Below are 17,580 nucleotides of genomic sequence, written 5' to 3' on the forward strand. Positions count from 1 at the left end.
TCGCTAGGTAGCATATCGCGCGACCGGCGCCCGAGGGGACCGCCGCGCGGAAAAGGGGCTGCTGGGGGAATGCCGAGCCGTCCGGTCGGTCGGGTCCGGCCCATGGGCCGCAACAAGCCATGCCGCCGTAACAGACCGCCCTGCCCGGCCAAATCGGCCGTGGACCCGATCCCGAAATCGTTGCAAAAAGGCGTTCCGAGGCGCCGGCGGCCGGTCCGCCAAGCCTCTGGAAAACGTCGACTTTTGGAAGAATGGTCGGAGTGGCAGGATTCGAACCTGCGACCCCTGCGTCCCGAACGCAGTGCTCTACCGGGCTGAGCCACACTCCGACAAGAAGGCGGCTTATAGCGGCGGGTTCGGCGCACTGCAAGCGGCCGGCATGAGGAATTTTGTCCCTGTGAAAACGGGTCTTGAAACGCTGATTTTACCGGCCGGCGAGGCCGGCGCCGAGGCTGCGGCCCGCACGCTGGCCTCCGGCGGGCTGGTCGCGTTTCCGACCGAGACCGTCTACGGGCTCGGGGCGGATGCGGCCAATGCCGCCGCGATCGCCCATCTCTACGCCGCCAAGGGGCGGCCGGCGTTCAATCCGCTGATCGCCCATGTCCCGGACATTGCCGCCGCGCGGCGGATCGGCCGGTTCGACGCGCGCGCGTTGAGGCTCGCGGAAGCGTTCTGGCCGGGACCGCTGACGCTGGTGGTGCCGAAGACGGAGGGCTGCGCGGTGGCCGAGCTCGCCACCGCGGGCCTCGACACGGTCGCGATTCGCATTCCCGCGCACAAGGTGGCGCAGGCGATCCTCCGCGCCTTCGGCAGCGCCGTGGTGGCGCCGTCCGCCAACATCTCCGGCCACGTCTCGCCGACGCTGGCGGCCCATGTCGTGAGCGACTTGTCGGGGCGGATCGACCTGATCGTGGACGGCGGGCCTGTTACGGTCGGCGTCGAATCCACCATCGTCGGCTGCCTCGAGGCACCGATGCTGCTTCGCCCCGGCGGGCTGTCGCGCGAGCGGATCGAGGCGGTGCTGGGCGCCCCCCTGGCGCGGCTGCCGGTGGAGGCCGAGAGCGACGACAGCCAGCCGCTGGCACCGGGCATGCTGGCCTCGCATTACGCGCCGCGCGCCAGCGTGCGGCTTCGCGCGCAGGACGTTGCGCCCGGCGAAGCGCTGCTGGCGTTCGGCTCTGAGCGCCTGCCTGGCGTCGATGCGGCCGTCGCTGTCATGAATTTGTCGCCCACCGGTGATCTCGATGAAGCCGCCGCCAATCTGTTCGGCTATCTTCGCGCCCTCGATGCGAAGGGGCCACGGGCCATCGCGGTGATGACGATCCCCGAAGACGATCTGGGCGAAGCGATCAATGACCGGCTGCGCCGGGCTGCGGTGGCGAGATAGCGCATGATCCGGACCCGAAGGGCCGCGTTGGCGAAAAGTGCGTAGCGGTTTTCCGATAAGATCATGCGCAAAAGATCAAGAGCGAAGTAGAGACGAGACAATGAACATCAATAAGCCTGCGATCCCTCCACTTGCGCCCGAGCTGATCGACCAATTTCGCAAGATCGTCGGCGACAAGCACGCGATCACCGATGCAACCGACATCGAGCCTTACGTCACCGAGGAGCGCAATCTGTTCCACGGCCGCTCGCCGCTGGTGCTGCGCCCGGGCTCGACGGCGGAGGTCTCCGCGATCTGCAAGCTCGCCTCAGAACACAAGATCGCGCTGGTGCCGCAGGGCGGCAATACCGGGCTCGTCGGCGGACAGACGCCGCACAATGGCGAGGTGGTGGTGTCGCTGCGGCGGCTCGACAAGATCCGCGAAGTCGACACGGCGTCCAACACCATGACCTGCGAGGCCGGCGTGGTGCTGCAGGTTGCGCAAGCGAAGGCGTCCGATGTCGACCGGCTGTTTCCGCTCTCGCTCGGCGCCGAGGGCAGCTGCACCATCGGCGGCAATCTCTCCACCAATGCCGGCGGCACCGCCGCGCTCGCCTATGGCGTGGCGCGCGAGATGGCGCTGGGGCTGGAAGTCGTGCTCGCCGACGGGCGCGTGCTGGGCGTGCTGTCGAAGCTGAAAAAGGACAACACCGGCTACAATCTGCACAATCTCTTCATCGGCGCCGAAGGCACGCTCGGCATCATCACGGCGGCGACGCTGAAGCTGTTTCCGAAGCCGCGGGCGGTCGAGACCGCCTATGTCGGGCTGAAGTCGCCAGCGGCGGCCTTGAAGCTGCTGACCATCGCGCAAAGCGAGGCCGCGAGCGCGCTGACGAGTTTTGAACTATTGTCGGAGATGGCGGTCGATTTCTCGGTGCGGCACGGCATCGACGTGCGCGATCCGCTCAGCGAGAAGCATCCCTGGTACGTGCTGATGGAGTTGTCGTCTCCCGGCGACGACGCCCGCACGCCGCTGGAGACGATCCTCGCCCGCGCCATGGAAGAGGAGATCGTCGACGACGCCGTGATCGCGGCCAACCTCAGCCAGCGCAACAATTTCTGGAAGCTGCGCGAGGAGATGTCGTCGGCGCAGAAGCCGGAGGGCGGCTCGATCAAGCACGACATCTCGGTGCCGATCGCCGCGGTGCCTGAATTCATCGCGGAAGCCAACGCCGCCGTGGTGAAGCTGATCCCGGGCGCGCGGCCGGTGCCGTTCGGCCATCTCGGCGACGGCAATCTGCATTACAATGTCAGCCAGCCGATCGGGGCCGACACCGCGGACTTCCTGGCGCGCTGGCACGACATGAACGCCGTCGTGTTCGAGATCGTGCTGCGCATGGGCGGATCGATCTCGGCCGAGCACGGCATCGGCGTGCTCAAGCGCGACGAGCTGCCCGACGTCAAGGACAAGACCGCGATCGAGCTGATGCGCGCCATCAAGGCGATGCTCGATCCGCTTGGCATCATGAATCCGGGGAAGGTGCTGTGAGCGCGTCGTTCTCGCCGGCTCCGCTTGCGATCGACGCCATCGGGGATGCCGATGTCGAAGAGGTCGTCGCGCTGTGGCAGCGCTGCGGCCTGACGCGGCCCTGGAACGACCCGCATGCCGACATCGCACTGGCACGGCGGCGCGATAACTCGACCGTGCTGGTCGGGCGCGACGCCGGCGCGATCGTTGCGACCGTCATGGTCGGCCATGACGGCCACCGCGGCTGGGTCTATTACGTCGCGGTCGATCCCGACGGCCGCAAGCGCGGCCATGGCCGCGTCATCATGGCCGCGGCCGAGGACTGGCTGCGCGCCGCCGGAATTTCGAAGCTGCAGCTCCTCGTCCGCCGCGAGAACGCGCAGGCCAATGCGTTCTACGGCTCGCTCGGCTTCGAGCTATCGACATCCGTGATGTTCCAGAAGTGGCTCGACGGCCGCTCCGCCACGCCAAGCAACTGAGATCAGGCAAATGACCATTTCCGACCGCGTCCGCATCAAGGACGTCCGCGTGCTCTCGGACGGCTGGACCACGCTGAAGACCACCACGTTCGAGTACCGGCGCGCCAGTGGCGAGTGGCAGACGCAGCACCGCGAGACCTATGAGCGCGACAACGCCGCCGCCGTGCTGCCGTATAATCGCGCTGGGCGTACCGTGATCCTGGTGCGCCAGTTCCGCCTGCCGGCCTTCATCCGCGGCTATGACGACCTGCTGATCGAGGCCGCCGCCGGCGTGCTCGACAACGCCGAGCCCGAAGAGCGCATCCGCGCCGAGGCCGAGGAGGAGACCGGCTATCGCCTGCACCACGTCCACAAGGTGTTCGAGGCCTTCATGAGCCCCGGCGCCATCACCGAGAAGCTGCATTTCTTCGTCGCCGAGTACGAGCCTTCGATGCGGGTCAGCGACGGCGGCGGCCTGGAGCATGAGGGCGAGGACATCGAGGTGCTGGAGCTCTCGATCGACGAGGCCCTGGCGATGATCGCCGACGGCCGCATCATCGACGCCAAGGCGATCATGCTGCTGCAATATGTGGCGCTGCATATTTTCAGGTGACGTGCTTACCCTCCCCCTCCAGTGAAGGGTCAGAGGCACCGCCCCACCTCATTCTGCAATTCAGGCCTGCGCCCCCCTTGCCCCCGTTGAGCAACCACAAAACTATCTCTAGTCTGTCGCCAACCAAGAACCAGGAGACGCGCCCATGTCCGCGCCGCGCGACGACGAATTCGGCTTTGCGCCCGACTATGACTCCCCCGTCCCCTACATGCAGCGCACCCGCGATTATTACGCGGCGATCGGCTACACCACCGCGTATCGCTGGGCGCATTACACCGAGGCGCCGTTCCAGCCGCTGAAGAAGCCGCTGGCAAAGTCGCGCGTGACCATCATCACGACCGCTGCGCCGTATGATCCCAGCAAGGGCGATCAGGGGCCGGGCGCGGCGTATAATGGCGGCGCCAAGTTCTACCAGGTCTATGACGGCGACACCTCGAAAGAGCACGATCTGCGCATCTCGCATATCGGCTACGACCGCAAGCACACCTCGGCGACCGACAACGGCACCTGGTTTCCGCTGCCGCAGCTGTTGAAGGCGTCCGCCGCCGGCCGCATCGGCGAGGTCGCCCCGCGCTTCTTCGGCGCCCCGACCAACCGCAGCCATCGCGTCACGCTTGACACGGATGCACCGGACATCCTGGCGCGCTGCCTTGCGGACAAGGTTGACGTCGCGGTGCTGGTGCCGAACTGCCCGGTCTGCCACCAGACCACCGCGCTGGTGGCGCGGCATCTGGAGCGGAACGGCATCCCGACCGTGATCATGGGCTGCGCCAAGGACATCATCGAGCACGCCGCCGTTCCGCGCTTCCTGTTCTCCGACTTCCCGCTCGGCAATTCCGCCGGCAAGCCGCACGACGTCGCCTCGCAGGCGCAGACGCTCGAGCTGGCGCTCAAGCTGCTGGAGAGCGCGAGCGGTCCGCAGACCACGATGCAGTCGCCGCTGCGCTGGAGCGAGGATGCCTCCTGGAAGCTCGACTACAACAACGTCGCCCAGCTTTCGCCGGAAGAGCTGGCGCGCCGCCGCGCCGAATTCGACAAGCAGAAGGAGATCGCGCGCGGCAACCGCGCCGCCTGACGTCCTCCGATAACGATAATCAAAAGGGGAGAGCGACGTGACGCGACCGTTCGAGGGCGTGAAGATTTTGGACTTCACCCAAGTGCTGGCCGGCCCCTATGCGAGCTACCAGCTCGCACTGCTGGGAGCCGATGTCGTCAAGGTCGAGCGGCGCGAAGGCGAGGACATGCGTCGCACGCCACTCTCACGAGAATGGGCCGAGCGCGGCCTCGCGCCGGCGTTCCAGGCCGTCAACGGCAACAAGCGCAGCCTGACGCTCGATCTGCAGAAGCCGGAGGCGATCGCGATCGTGAAGAAGCTCGCAGCGACCGTCGACGTCGTCATGGAGAATTTCCGCCCCGGCGTGATGGACAAGCTCGGCATCGGCTATGGAGCGCTGTCGGCGATCAACCCAAAACTGATCTATTGCGCGGTGTCCGGCTTCGGCCAGACCGGCCCGGATCGCCTGCGGCCTGGCTATGACGGCAAGATGCAGGCGCTGTCGGGCATCATGGCGATCACAGGCCATCCCGAGACGGGGCCGACGCGTGCGGGCTTTGCGGTCTGCGACGTGCTGTCGGGCGCCACCGCCGCGTTCGGCGTGTCGAGCGCGCTGTATCAGCGCGACCGCACCGGCAAGGGCCAGTTCGTCGATGTCTCCATGCTGGAGGCGACGATGGCGTTTCTATCGGGACAGATCGCGGACTGGTCGGTCGCCGGCCATCGCCAACAGCTCTCGGGCAATCAGGCGGTGAGCCGCAGGACCACGGCGAATTTGTTCAAGTGCGGCGACGGCCACATCCTGCTCGCCGTCAACAACGAGAAGCAGTACCGCGCGCTGATGGCTGCGCTTGGCCGCGAGGACACGCTGTCAGATCCGCGCTTTGCCGACTGGTTTTCCCGCAACGAGAACGAACCCGCGCTGCGCGCCATCATCGAAGCGGCGCTGGCGGCAAAACCGGCGCGCGAATGGGAAACGATCCTGGAGGACGCCGGCGCGCCTTGCGCCAGCATCTGGAAGGTCGAGGAGGTGATCGACCATCCGCAAATCAAGGCGCGCGGCGCGATCCAGCAGCTGGATACGCCCTACGGACAGCTGCGCTTTGCCGGCAGCGGCTTCAAGCTCGCCCATGGCGGCGGCAGGCTGGACCGGATGGCACCGGAGCTCGGCGCCGATACCGATGCGGTGCTGGGCGAGCTGGGGTTTGATGCGGCGGAGATCGCGGCGCTTAAGGCACGGGAGATTGTGTGACGCTCCAACAAAAAACTCGGCCGTCGTCCCGGACAAGCGTCAGCGCAGATCCGGGACCCATAGCCACAGGATTGGGTTTGGCGAAGACTCGTGGTTATCAGCCCGCGCCACAACTTCTCCCTGGGGTTATGGGTCCCGGATCTGCGCGCGCTTTGGGCGCGCTTGTCCGGGACGACGGCGGAGTGAATGGCGCCAGCTTGGCTAGAACAACGACCCCTGCCCGTCATCAGATGACGCCGCCGCTTTCCGCGCCGCCTTCTTTGGCTTCGCCGCCTCTGCTTCCGCCGCCATCTCCTCCGCGCTGATCGGCAGCAGCAACTGATCGTCGTCATTGGCGACGCGGTTGACGCGGGTGGAGACCGGGTGCCAGGCGAATTCGCCGATGCGCGGCGCCGTCATCAGCGGCAGGATCGCATCGACCTCGTCGCCCCTGATGTCGAGCCAGCGCTCGAAATCGCGCGGGCTGATGGTGACGGGCACGCGGTCATGCAGGGCGGCGAGATCCTCGCCCGCCGCGGCCGTGACGATCGCGACCGTGTCCAGCTCCTCACCGTTCGGCCCGGCCCAGGTCTCGAACAATGCGGCAAAGCCGAGCGGCGCACCGTCGGCGCGGTGGATGAAGAAGGGCTGCTTGCGGCCGTCCGCCACCTTCCATTCGTAATAGCCATCGGCCGGGATCAGGCCGCGCCGCCGGCGAATCGCGCGTTTGAAGGCGGGCTTCTCCAGCACCGTCTCGGAGCGCGCATTGATCAAGAGCGTAAAGCCCTTGGGGTCCTTGACCCAGCCCGGCAACAGGCCCCAGCGCATCAGGCGAAAATGCCGCGCGCCGTTCTCGGCCAGAACGACCGGAATCGGTTGTGTCGGGGCCACATTGTACCGGGGCGGGAAATTCGGCTGCTCGATGTAGCCAAACAGTTGCCGCAAAGCCGCGGGGGCCGAAGTTATGACGAAGCGTCCACACATCCCAAGGTGTCTATATAGGGTCCGTTCAGGTCCTTTTAACCCCGAACGTTAACACTGCGGCAGATGAGCTCAACGGCCTCCCAACCCGCGCGGACGCATGCACAGACGGGCCCCGAGGCCGCCGACTGGGCCGAGCGGCTGCGCGTGGCCAATATCAACCCGCGGACCGGGCTTGCCACCGACTATCTCAACCATTTCAATGAAGCCGTGATGCTGCTGGAAATGGTTCCGGACATGCCGGAATGCGCGGAAGATTTCTTGACCTGGTCGCCGCTGTCCTATGCCGAGCATTTCACGGCATCGAACTTCAAGGCGCGGGACCTGGCCATCGAGGCCTATGAGAAGGCCAACCCCAACGTGCGCGCCCAGTTCGACCACATCACCGATACCATGACCTCGATCCTGACAGCGGTCGGCTCGGCCATGCGCGAGGTCGAAAAGGACACGACCCGCGTCCGCCTCGCCGAGCAGGCCACGCTCTGGGTCAAGCCGCTGATCGCCGCCTGCGGCGGCATCATCAATGGCGGGGCGGAAGCCGACGTCGACACCATCATGGCGAACTGAGCTGTGGTTGCCGTCGTCCAGCCCACCCATCCCCAGCTCGCCGTCAGCGCCGCCATTTTCCGCGACGGCAAGGTGCTGCTGACCCGCCGCGCCCGGTCGCCCGCCAAGGGCTTCTATTCGCTACCGGGCGGCCGGGTCGAATTCGGCGAGTCGCTGCACCAGGCCCTGAGCCGCGAGGTCGACGAGGAGACCGGGCTCGACATCGCGATCGTCGGCCTCGCCGGCTGGCGCGAGGTGCTGCCGGCGGCGGCCGGCGCCGGCCATTATCTGATCATGTCGTTTGCCGCCCGCTGGGTAGCCCGGGAGACGGTCCTGAACGACGAGCTCGACGACTACCGCTGGATCGCCCCCGACGCTCTGGCGGACCCCGGAGACCTCAAGCTGACCGGAGGACTGGAGGAGGTCATCCAGTCCGCCGCGCGGCTGATTGGAGCCTAGCTGGCGCCGTGAGCTCCACCTCTCCCGCGAGCGGGAGAGGGAGCGCACCGCCCGTGTGGCTCACCTTGCTTCCCCGGCCCCGACGGGGCATACACCCCGCCGATGTCGACGCGATTTCTGGTCATTTTTGCCCTGATTCTCGCCTGCGCCTCCGGGCCCACGAGGGCCCAGGACGTGGCGGCGCCGTTCGACGCCGATTTGCAGCGGCTGGCCGAGATCCTCGGCGGGCTGCACTATCTGCGCGGCATCTGCGGGTCCAACGAGGGCAACAAATGGCGCAACGAGATGCAGGCGCTGATCGATGCCGAAACCCCCTCCGGGGAGCGCCGCACCCGCATGATCGCCGGCTTCAACCGCGGCTATAACGGCTTTCAGCAGACCTATCGGAGCTGCACGCCCGCCGCCACCGTCGCGATCCGCCGATACATCGAGGAAGGCTCGAAGATCTCGCGGGATCTCACGGCGCGCTACGCGAACTAGGTTCTCTCCACTGTCATTCCGGGGCTCGCGTAGCGAGAGCCCGGAATCCATTTCGCGGCAGTGTCTGCGGCACGATGGATTCCGGGTTCGCGCTACGCGCGCCCCGGAATGACAGCGTGGCTGGAACCCTGACATCGACTTTGTACACAGCCGTTAACCGTTCTTAAAGATGTGGCCTAGCGGTCGTTAATGCGCGTGCTACACCTCTCGCACAGCGCATCGCCGTGGATCGCGCCCCAGCCCCGATCGAGTTTCATGAGCCAGCCGATTTCCTACGCCCCCGACCGCGCGCCGCTGCCCGATCACGAGCAGAAGCAGGCCGCACTGAGTTATCTCAACGAGGCCTGGGCCGAAGCGCGCCATGAGGGCGTCGACGGCGACTGCCTTGCACAGGCGAGCCTGTTTGCGGCCTTCGCCGAACTCGTCGGCACCTACGGCGAGGACGCGGTCGCCAAGTTCGTCGAGGGTTTTCCCGGCCGCATCCGCAACGGCGAGTTCTCAGTCACGCTCGCAAGGCAGTAATCCCTCGTCACGAAAATGACCCCGCCACGCGGGCGGGGCCAGTCAACGGATGAATGACTTTGCGAACGGATTTGGCGAAAGCCTTCGCGAAGTCTGCCGCGTTTATCGCACGGAAGCCGCTTGCCGCGGACAAGCATTAGTCTCGCGGCGGCCGGGAGATGTTCCCGCGGCGATCAGGAACTTGCTCCCTCCCCTCACGGCTCGACCTTGAGCGTCGCTTTCATGTTGGGATGATAGCGGCAGTAATAGTCGATCACTCCCGCCTTCTTCAGAACCGATGTCGCCGACTTCTTCGGCGGCAATGTCACGTCGAAATCGCCATTCTTCGCCGTGGCGGTGTGGGCGAAGACGTCCTTGTTGATCCAATTGATGGTGTCGCCGACCTTGGCCGACACATCGGCCGGAGATATCTCGAGGTTCTCCATCGTGATCTCGATGGTCGCGGCGCGCGCCGGGGCGACCATCGCCGCAAGGACAAGTGCTATGGCGATCGAAGCCAGTCGCTCCGGCATCATTGCCTCCCCTATTTCAGCTCTGCCGCAACGTGCTCGGCGTGTTGCTGATGGCCCTGGAAGATCTTCAGGCCGGTCTGCAGCAGGCTCTTCAGCTCCGCATTGTTCGCCGACGGAATCAGCTGGGTCTCCAGCGCGCCGTTGACCGCCTTGTGGTAGGCGACCTCGTTGGCGACATAGGCCTTGTCGAAGGCGGCGCCACTGAGCTTGTCGAGCTCGGCCAGCTTGTCGCTCGCCTGCTTCGACAGCGACTTGCTGGTGTCGTTGTCTTCAGGCGTGACGTTCAGCTTCTTGACCAGCGCGAGCGCCTGCTTGTTGACCGCCTCGTGGTCGCGCAGCATGTCCTCGGCAAACGCCTTGACGTCCTTGTTCTGTGCCTTCTTCTGCGCCTGCTTGGCGGCGTTGATGTCGATCACGCCGGCGGTGTAGGCGATGTGGGCGATCTGGGGATCGGTGGGCTTGTCGGCTGCGCCGGCGCTTTGCAGCAGCGCGGGGCCAGACAACAGAATTGCCGCGGCGATCGCCGCGCTCCGTCGGGTGAACATGGCTCGATACTCCTGTGGTGCCGGACGCTGGCCGGCGCGTTGCTTCACAGGGATTGGATGCGAGTTTCGAGCAAACGTTCCCGAAAAATTACGCCCCGACGCCAAGGCGCCCCAGCACGGCCTCGGTCAGGCGCTCGCAGCGCTGTCCGGCGAACGGAAACGCGTCCATCACGACGGGGCCGATCTTCTTCTCGACGTTCTCGCGCAGCAGGGTGCGCGCACGATGCAGCCGCGTCTTGACGGTCTCCGGCTTGATGCCGAGCAGCCCGGCCGTCTCCTCCATGCTCATGGCCTCCATCACCCGCGCGATGAAGACCATGCGGTAGACGTCGGGCAATTCATCGACCGCGTGTTCGACGACGCGCTGGATCTCGCGTTGGGCCATGGATTTTTCCGGATCGGTTGCGGCGGACGAAAGGGGAAACTGGATGATCTGTGCTTCCAGCGTTGCCTCCGGCACCGATCCCAGCTCGACCTGCGGCTTCCGACTGCGCAAGCGTCCGAGCGCGTCGTTGATCGCAATGCGCGACAACCAGGTCGACAGCGCGGCTTCACCCAGAAAACCGTCGAGATGTGTGAAGGCGCGGACGTAGGTTTCCTGCACCACGTCCTCGGCCTCGCTGTCGCTGCGCAGGATGCCGCGGGCGAGGCGATAGAGCCTGCGGTTGTTGGCCTGCATGATCTCGCGGAGCGCGGCCTCGTCACGGCGCCGCGCGCGCTCGATCAGCTCGGATTCCGACGTCCTGAGGCCGGCGGACAGGCCGGCTGCGGTCCCTGGCATGGCGGGCACCTTATCTCCATTGGTTCCGGACATTGGATGCCGGCCGGGGGAAAAGGTTCCAGACTTTTCCCAAACCTAGTCCGTTTCGATCGGCAGCGCCGGATCCCTCGCCCATTCGCCCATCGAGGCGTCGTAGAGCGTCAGTCTGTCGTAGCCGAGCTGCGTCAGCAGGAACAGGTCGATCGTCGCCGAGATGCCGCCGCCGCAATAGCAGATTACATTCTTGTCGCGCGTGACACCCTGGGCCGTGAATTTCGCTTCGGCGTCCGCCAGGCTGGTCAGCGTCTTGTCGGCGTTGACGAGCGTTGCGGCTGATACGTTGACGCTGCCGGGAACGCGGCCGGGCCGGCCGTAGCGGCTCGGCTCGAGGCCGCGATGAAACTGCGGCCCGAGCGCGTTGACGATGACCGTCGAGGGATCGCCGATCCGCGCCTTCACAGTCGTCTTGTCGACGAAGAAGCCCGCGCGCGGCGCGGCCTTGAAGATGGTGGCCGGATATCCCCTCGGCGCGCCTGTCTCAATCGGCCGCCCCTCTTCCTTCCATTTGTCGAGACCGCCGTCGAGCACATGGGCATCGACGCCGAGCGAGCGCAGCATCCACCAGAACCGCGTCGCCCACATCATCGTGCCGATGCTGTAGAGCACGATGGTCTTGCTCGCATCGAGGCCGTGGCGGCCGAAGGCGGCCTCCAGCTGGGCGACATCGGGCATCATGAAGAACTGCTGCGCTGAAGCGTCTGAGAACTCGCCCTGCAGGTCGAGGAAATCGGCGCCCGGAATGTGGCCGGCCGCGAACGTCTTGTCGCCGGGGACTGCGCGGTACGGCACGTCGCTGCCGGGCGGAACAGGCTCGTTGTAGGTCGTGCAGTCGTAGAGGCGCAGGTTGGGATCGCCGAGCATGGCGGCGAGCTGCTCGGTCGATATGAGAGCGGCTGGCTGGGACATTGGACCTCTCCCAATTTGAGCTAGTGCGTCGTGGCACACTGTCATTTCCCGCGAAGGCGGGCAATCCAGTGTTCCAGAGGCAGCAGCCGTATCAGCCAACTATCGCCGCGGAGTACTTGATGCCCCGGTCAAGCCGGGGCATGACAGCAGAGGGAGAGGCTTGACCTACTCCTACTGCTTCAGCGTCTCCAGAAACCGCACCGGCTCGCCCTGCGAGGCCGTCACCAGCTCGCCCTGCCACATCACGCGGCGGCCGCGGATGAAGGTGCCGACGGGCCAGCCGGTGACTCGGACGCCGTCATAAGGCGTCCAGCCGGCTTTCGACGCCACCCATTTGTTGGTGATGGTCTCGCTGCGCTTCAAGTCGACGATGGTGAAATCGGCATCGTAGCCCGCGGCGATGCGGCCCTTGCAGGCCATGTTGTAGAGGCGCGCGGGGCCGGCGCTGGTGAGATCGACGAAGCGTGCCAGAGAAAGCCGGCCCGCATTGACGTGATCGAGCATCAGGGGCACCAGCGTCTGCACGCCGGTCATGCCGGAGGGCGAAGCCGGGTAGGTCTTCTGCTTCTCCTCCAGCGTATGCGGGGCGTGGTCGGAGCCGAGCACGTCGATGATACCCTGCTCGATGCCGCGCCAGATGCCGGCGCGGTGATCGGCGCCGCGCACCGGCGGGTTCATCTGAGCCAGCGTGCCGAGCCGCTCGTAGCACTCGGGCGCAACCAGCGTAAGATGGTGCGGCGTCGCCTCGCAGGAGGCGACGTCCTTGTGGTCGCGCAAAAACTCGATCTCTTCCTTGGTCGAGATGTGCAGCACGTGGATGCGCTTGCCGGTCTCGTGGGCGAGCTTGACGAGGCGTTGCGTCGCCATCAGCGCCGCGGTCTCGTCGCGCCACACCGGATGCGAGCGCGGATCGCCCTCGATGCGCAGCGACTTGCGGTCGTTGAGTCGGTATTCGTCCTCGGCATGGAAGGCCGCGCGGCGGCGAATCACCTGGAAAATGCGACGCAGGCTCTCATCGTCCTCCACCAGCAGCGCACCGGTCGAGGAGCCGATGAACACCTTGACGCCGGCACAGCCCGGCGCGCGCTCCAGTACCGGAAGGTCCTGCACGTTCTCGCGGGTGCCACCGATGAAGAAGGCGAAATCGCAATGCATGCGGTGATGGGCGCGCTTTACCTTGTCGGTGAAGGTGGCTTCAGTCACGGTGAGCGGCGAGGTGTTCGGCATCTCGAACACGGCGGTGACGCCGCCCATCACGGCGCTGCGCGAACCGGTCTCGAGGTCTTCCTTCTGCTCCAGCCCGGGCTCGCGGAAATGCACCTGCGTGTCCATCACGCCGGGCAGGATGTGCAGGCCCTTGCAGTCGATGACCTCCGCGGCCGAGGCCTGCGACAACGGCCCCAGCTCGGCGATGCGGCCGCCGGTGATGCCGATATCGCGAACATTCTCGCCGTCCTGGTTGACGACGGTGCCGCCTTTGAGGATCACATCGAAACGCTGGGTCATGGCTGAAGGCCCTTGTCATCCCCAAGCGCAGGGCTCGAGGTCTTGTCGTTTATGCCTCGCGGGCTTACGTTCCGGAGCAACATGTCGCAAGAGATTTTCGCATGAAATCAGCGTTTCTTCCCGACCGGGGCGTGGTCAAGGTCGCGGGCGAGGACGCGCGCAACTTCCTCAACGGCCTGGTCACGACCGACCTCGACAGGCTGAAACCGGGGCTGGGGCGATTCGGCGCGTTGCTGACGCCGCAGGGCAAGATCATCGTGGATTTCCTGATCACGGAAGTCCCCGCGGGTCACGGCGGCGGGTTCCTGATCGACTGCCCCAAAGCGCTGGCCGAGAGCTTCGCCACCAAGCTGAAATTCTACAAGCTGCGCGCCAAGGTCACGGTGGAAAACCTCGATCTCGGCGTGCTCGCCGCCTGGGACGGCCAGCCTGCGGCGCAGCCCGATCTTGCCTTCGCCGATCCACGCAACGAAACGCTCGGCTATCGCATCCTGATCCCCGAAGATCTCAAGCAGAAGCTCTCCGACCTCATCGGGGCCGAGCTGGTCGATGCGGCCGACTACGAGGCGCACCGCATCGCGCTCGGCGTGCCGCGCGGTGGGCTCGATTTCATGTACAGCGATGCATTCCCGCACGAGACCAACATGGACCGCCTTGCCGGCGTCGATTTCGACAAGGGTTGCTATGTCGGCCAGGAGGTCGTCTCGCGCATGCAGCATCGCGGCACCGCGCGCACCCGCAGCGTGAAGGTACTGCTCGATGGCCCCTCGCCCGAAGCCGGCGCGACCATTCTCGCCGGCGACAAGCCGGTCGGCACCATCGGCTCGACATCCGGCGGCAAGGGCATTGCCCTGGTGCGCATCGACCGTGTCGCCGACGCGCTCGATGCCGGCCAACCCCTCACCGCAGGCGGCCTCGCCTTGAAGCTGGCAGAACCTGACGTCGTCCGTATTCCTGCGAAGCAGCCCACCGCATGAGCCGAGCCCCTCGCCTGCATCCCGACGGAAAGACCCGCTGCCCCTGGCCGGGCGATGACCCGTTCTACGTTGCCTATCACGACACCGAATGGGGCGTGCCGGAATATGACGACCGCGCGCTGTACGAAAAGCTGATCCTCGACGGTTTCCAGGCCGGCCTGTCCTGGATCACGATCCTGCGCAAGCGCGACAATTTCCGCAAAGCCTTCGACGATTTCCAGCCGGAAAAGATCGCGCGCTACAATGCCAAGAAGGTCCACGCGCTGATGAACGATGCCGGCATCGTGCGCAACCGCGCCAAGATCGACGGCACGATCGCGAGCGCGAAGTCTTATCTCGATATCATGGAGAAAGGCCCGGGCTTCTCGCAGCTGCTGTGGGACTTCATGGGCGGAAAGCCGCTCGTCAATCATTTCAAGACCACCGCGAGCGTGCCGGCCTCGACGCCATTGTCGGTGCAAATCTCGAAGGAGCTGTCCTCGCGCGGCTTCAAGTTCGTCGGCCCGACCATCGTCTATGCCTTCATGCAGGCGACCGGCATGGTCAACGACCACCTCGTCGACTGCCACTGTCACGCCAGCTGCAGCAAGACGCAGCGCAAGCCGCGCCTCAAGGTCAAATGACGGCCAAGAAGACCGCACGCGACGTGGCATCCCGCGCCTGGCAGCGCATGCTGTCGGGCCGGCGGCTCGATCTGCTCGATCCCTCCCCGCTCGACGTCGAGATCGCCGACATCGCGCACGGGCTGGCGCGCGTCGCGCGCTGGAACGGGCAGACCGTTGGCACGCACATCTTCTCGGTCGCGCAGCACACGCTGCTGGTGGAGACCGTGATGCGGCACGAGATGCCGCGGGTCGACCAGCGCATGCGGCTTGCAGCCCTGCTGCATGATGCGCCCGAATATGTCATCGGCGACATGATCTCGCCGTTCAAGGCGGTGCTCGACGGCCATTACAAGGCGGTGGAGAAACGCCTGCTCGGCGCCATCCACATCCGCTTCGGCCTGCCGCCGGTGCTGCCTGAGGAGGTCACGCAGGCGATCAAGGCCGCCGATCGCGGGGCAGCCTATCTGGAAGCGACCGAGCTTGCCGGCTTCAGCGAGAGCGAGGCGCGGCGCCTGTTCGGCAAGGATCCCGGCCTCTCCGACAGCGTCCGGCGCGACTACCTTACGCCCTGGACCGCGGCGCGAGCCGAGAAGCAGTTTCTGGAGCGATTTGGCGCGTTGTTTGCGTAGGTCCCATAGGGTGGGCAAAGGCGCGCTTGCGCCGTGCCCACGTCCTTTCGCGTTTGCGACAAAGGTGGTGGGCATGCTTGCGCCTTCGCTCTTCGAGCTACGGCGGACATGTCGCTTTGCCCACCCTACGGCACCGGCTATAATCGCGGCAAAAAGGTCCGCCATGATCCACGTCTGCTCCCTCGCCGCGCTTCCCGAAACCGTCCGCCTCACCAGGGCCAGCCACGTGCTGACCGTGATGGCCAATGTCGAGCAGGTGGCGCGGCCGGTGTCCGTGCTGCCCGCCAACCATCTCAAGGTGTCGATGGACGACATCACCGAGGAGATGGATGGTTTTACCGCACCGTCCGAGACCCATATCGATCAGGTGCTGAACTTCGTGCGCGGCTGGGACCGTAGCGCGCCGCTGGTGGTGCATTGCTATGCCGGCATCAGCCGCTCCACCGCGAGCGCGTTCGCGGCGGTCTGCGCGCTCAATCCGAACCGCGACGAGCTCGAGATCGCCAGGAAGATCCGCGCGGCCTCGCCGATCGCCTCGCCGAACCGGCGCATCGTCGGCCTTGCCGACCGCGCCCTGGGACGCAACGGCCGCATGCTGCGCGCGCTCGACGAGATCGGCCCGGGCGCGATGATGGTCGAAGGCCGTCCCTTCGTGATCGAGCTCGAATGAGGCGAGAGTCGGATAGCAGCCGCAACGCCGCGCTCACTTTGATGCGCAGGCGCATCCACGTCGTCATGGCCGAGCTTGTCCCTGCCATCCACGAACTTTCTCGCGACACGAAGAACGTGGATGCCCGGGACAAGCCCGGGCATGACGAGTTTGTGGCAACTTCCTCGATCATCATCGCATGAGCGACACGCTCCTCACGCCGATCGAGATCGGCCTGACCGCGGCGATCGTCGCGATCGAGGGGCATGAGCCCCTCATCCTCACCGCGCGCGGCAGTGACGGGCTTGCCGGTCTGCCGTTCGGCCCGTTCGACGCGCTCGCGCATCGCACCTTCGACATCGGCCTGCGCGCCTGGGTCGAGGAACAGGCGGGCTTGCGGCTCGGCTATGTCGAGCAGCTCTACACATTCGGCGATCGCGGCCGCCATGCCGAGGCCAGCGACACCGGCGCGCATATGGTGTCGATCGGCTATCTCGCCTTGACGCGCGCGGTGGACGGCGAGCTTGCAGCCAATGCGGCGAGCTTCGCGCCATGGTATCGCTTCTTTCCCTGGGAAGACCGGCGCGAGGAGCCGCCCGCAATCATCGCCCGCGACATCATTCCGGCGCTGACCGAATGGGCGGCGGAGGAGACCCCGGACACGACGCGCGCACTCCCGCGCAAGGATCGCGTGCGGTTCTATTTCGGCCTCGACGGGGCGGCCTGGGACGAGGAGCGCGTGCTCGACCGCTACGAGCTGTTGTATGAGGCCGGGCTGGTCGAGGAGGCGCGGCGCGACGGCCGCCCTGCGGCATTAGCGCGCAAGACGCTTCCCCCGCTCGGGACCTCGATGCAGTTCGATCACCGCCGGATTCTCGCCACGGCGATCGCGCGGCTGCGTGCAAAACTGAAGTATCGTCCTGTCGTCTTTGAACTTTTGCCGCCCGAATTCACACTTACCGAACTGCAGCATACGGTCGAGGCAATCTCCGGCCGGCACCTGCACAAGCAGAATTTCCGCCGCCTGGTCGAAATGGAAGCCCTGGTCGAACCGACCGGGGTGATGTCGACACAGACGGGCGGACGGCCGGCGGCACTCTATCGCTTCCGGCGCGACGTGCTCCAGGAGCGGCCCGCGCCGGGCTTGCGCGTGCGCTCCCGGCGCTAACCCGACATACTACGTGACCGGCCCC

22 protein-coding genes and 1 tRNA gene are annotated in these 17,580 nt (G+C 65.9%); 16 read left to right on the plus strand and 7 right to left on the minus strand.

Going from position 1 to position 17,580, the window contains the following annotated elements:
* Positions 1-252: 252 nt before the first annotated feature.
* A tRNA-Pro gene (locus tag CIT37_RS30235) sits at positions 253-329 on the minus strand.
* 50 nt (positions 330-379) lie between these two features.
* Between CIT37_RS30235 and CIT37_RS30240 the strand changes: the two genes are divergently transcribed.
* From CIT37_RS30240 to CIT37_RS30265, 6 genes are all read left to right on the plus strand, one after another.
* Positions 380-1,387: an L-threonylcarbamoyladenylate synthase gene (locus CIT37_RS30240; RefSeq protein ID WP_161966506.1), complete on the plus strand. Its 1,008-nt coding sequence runs from the start codon at positions 380-382 to the stop codon at positions 1,385-1,387.
* A 100-nt stretch (positions 1,388-1,487) separates the two neighbouring features.
* Positions 1,488-2,915, plus strand: a complete 1,428-nt coding sequence (locus CIT37_RS30245; protein WP_095426951.1) for an FAD-binding oxidoreductase — start codon at positions 1,488-1,490, stop codon at positions 2,913-2,915.
* Complete coding sequence (locus CIT37_RS30250) at positions 2,912-3,373, plus strand: GNAT family acetyltransferase (protein WP_161966507.1); 462 nt, start codon at positions 2,912-2,914, stop codon at positions 3,371-3,373. Before CIT37_RS30245 ends, CIT37_RS30250 begins: the two co-directional genes overlap by 4 nt.
* Before the next feature lie 10 nt (positions 3,374-3,383).
* On the plus strand, positions 3,384-3,965 hold the full coding sequence (locus CIT37_RS30255; protein ID WP_095426950.1) for an NUDIX domain-containing protein: 582 nt from the start codon (positions 3,384-3,386) through the stop codon (positions 3,963-3,965).
* Positions 3,966-4,110: 145 nt separating this feature from the next.
* Entirely contained in the window at positions 4,111-5,040 is a 930-nt protein-coding gene (locus CIT37_RS30260; RefSeq protein ID WP_028141624.1) for a glycine reductase, read from the plus strand.
* 37 nt (positions 5,041-5,077) lie between these two features.
* Entirely contained in the window at positions 5,078-6,271 is a 1,194-nt protein-coding gene (locus CIT37_RS30265; protein ID WP_095426949.1) for a CaiB/BaiF CoA transferase family protein, read from the plus strand.
* Positions 6,272-6,472: 201 nt separating this feature from the next.
* On the opposite strand, the gene CIT37_RS30270 is transcribed toward CIT37_RS30265, so the two are convergent.
* Entirely contained in the window at positions 6,473-7,234 is a 762-nt protein-coding gene (locus CIT37_RS30270) for an SOS response-associated peptidase (RefSeq protein WP_095426948.1), read from the minus strand.
* 63 nt (positions 7,235-7,297) lie between these two features.
* On the opposite strand from CIT37_RS30270, the gene CIT37_RS30275 reads away from it, so the two are divergent.
* The 4 genes from CIT37_RS30275 (at position 7,298) to CIT37_RS30290 (ending at position 9,238) form a co-directional block, all read left to right on the plus strand.
* Positions 7,298-7,798 carry a hypothetical protein gene (locus CIT37_RS30275; protein ID WP_018323385.1) on the plus strand — a complete coding sequence of 167 codons (501 nt, stop codon included), beginning with the start codon at positions 7,298-7,300 and terminating at the stop codon, positions 7,796-7,798.
* A gap of 3 nt (positions 7,799-7,801) precedes the next feature.
* The gene (locus CIT37_RS30280) at positions 7,802-8,236 is read left to right on the plus strand and encodes an NUDIX hydrolase (RefSeq protein WP_095426947.1); all 435 of its coding nucleotides are present in this window, start codon (positions 7,802-7,804) and stop codon (positions 8,234-8,236) included.
* A gap of 102 nt (positions 8,237-8,338) precedes the next feature.
* Positions 8,339-8,716: a TIGR02301 family protein gene (locus tag CIT37_RS30285; RefSeq protein ID WP_038972104.1), complete on the plus strand. Its 378-nt coding sequence runs from the start codon at positions 8,339-8,341 to the stop codon at positions 8,714-8,716.
* 255 nt (positions 8,717-8,971) lie between these two features.
* Positions 8,972-9,238 (plus strand): hypothetical protein, encoded by a 267-nt coding sequence (locus CIT37_RS30290; RefSeq protein ID WP_018323382.1) that lies wholly within the window; start codon positions 8,972-8,974, stop codon positions 9,236-9,238.
* 194 nt (positions 9,239-9,432) lie between these two features.
* Here the strand turns inward: CIT37_RS30290 and CIT37_RS30295 are convergent, their stop codons facing one another.
* The 5 genes from CIT37_RS30295 to CIT37_RS30315 form a co-directional block, all read right to left on the minus strand.
* Entirely contained in the window at positions 9,433-9,753 is a 321-nt protein-coding gene (locus CIT37_RS30295; protein ID WP_028141630.1) for a cupredoxin domain-containing protein, read from the minus strand.
* 8 nt (positions 9,754-9,761) lie between these two features.
* Entirely contained in the window at positions 9,762-10,295 is a 534-nt protein-coding gene (locus CIT37_RS30300; RefSeq protein ID WP_028141631.1) for a DUF4142 domain-containing protein, read from the minus strand.
* Positions 10,296-10,383: 88 nt separating this feature from the next.
* A complete protein-coding gene (locus tag CIT37_RS30305; protein ID WP_038951206.1) occupies positions 10,384-11,076 on the minus strand; it encodes an RNA polymerase sigma factor in 693 nt (230 codons plus the stop codon).
* 75 nt (positions 11,077-11,151) lie between these two features.
* Positions 11,152-12,021 carry a sulfurtransferase gene (locus CIT37_RS30310; RefSeq protein ID WP_028141633.1) on the minus strand — a complete coding sequence of 290 codons (870 nt, stop codon included), beginning with the start codon at positions 12,019-12,021 and terminating at the stop codon, positions 11,152-11,154.
* 171 nt (positions 12,022-12,192) lie between these two features.
* Positions 12,193-13,527, minus strand: coding sequence for a dihydroorotase (locus CIT37_RS30315; protein ID WP_038972105.1), 1,335 nt, complete (start codon positions 13,525-13,527; stop codon positions 12,193-12,195).
* Positions 13,528-13,628: 101 nt separating this feature from the next.
* Here CIT37_RS30315 and ygfZ point away from each other — a divergent pair, with 101 nt between their 5' ends.
* From ygfZ to CIT37_RS30345, 6 genes are all read left to right on the plus strand, one after another.
* Positions 13,629-14,504 (plus strand): CAF17-like 4Fe-4S cluster assembly/insertion protein YgfZ, encoded by an 876-nt coding sequence (ygfZ, locus tag CIT37_RS30320; RefSeq protein ID WP_028141635.1) that lies wholly within the window; start codon positions 13,629-13,631, stop codon positions 14,502-14,504.
* A complete protein-coding gene (locus tag CIT37_RS30325; protein ID WP_028141636.1) occupies positions 14,501-15,127 on the plus strand; it encodes a DNA-3-methyladenine glycosylase I in 627 nt (208 codons plus the stop codon). The genes ygfZ and CIT37_RS30325 overlap by 4 nt, the downstream gene beginning before the upstream one ends.
* Complete coding sequence (locus CIT37_RS30330; protein ID WP_095426946.1) at positions 15,124-15,738, plus strand: YfbR-like 5'-deoxynucleotidase; 615 nt, start codon at positions 15,124-15,126, stop codon at positions 15,736-15,738. Before CIT37_RS30325 ends, CIT37_RS30330 begins: the two co-directional genes overlap by 4 nt.
* Before the next feature lie 163 nt (positions 15,739-15,901).
* Positions 15,902-16,408 (plus strand): tyrosine phosphatase family protein, encoded by a 507-nt coding sequence (locus CIT37_RS30335; protein ID WP_028141638.1) that lies wholly within the window; start codon positions 15,902-15,904, stop codon positions 16,406-16,408.
* Positions 16,405-16,590 (plus strand): hypothetical protein, encoded by a 186-nt coding sequence (locus tag CIT37_RS30340; RefSeq protein WP_095426945.1) that lies wholly within the window; start codon positions 16,405-16,407, stop codon positions 16,588-16,590. Before CIT37_RS30335 ends, CIT37_RS30340 begins: the two co-directional genes overlap by 4 nt.
* On the plus strand, positions 16,587-17,555 hold the full coding sequence (locus CIT37_RS30345) for an NUDIX hydrolase (protein WP_028141639.1): 969 nt from the start codon (positions 16,587-16,589) through the stop codon (positions 17,553-17,555). The genes CIT37_RS30340 and CIT37_RS30345 overlap by 4 nt, the downstream gene beginning before the upstream one ends.
* The last annotated feature ends 25 nt before the right edge of the window (positions 17,556-17,580 follow it).

Source organism: Bradyrhizobium ottawaense (genome assembly GCF_002278135.3).
Taxonomy (GTDB): domain Bacteria; phylum Pseudomonadota; class Alphaproteobacteria; order Rhizobiales; family Xanthobacteraceae; genus Bradyrhizobium; species Bradyrhizobium ottawaense.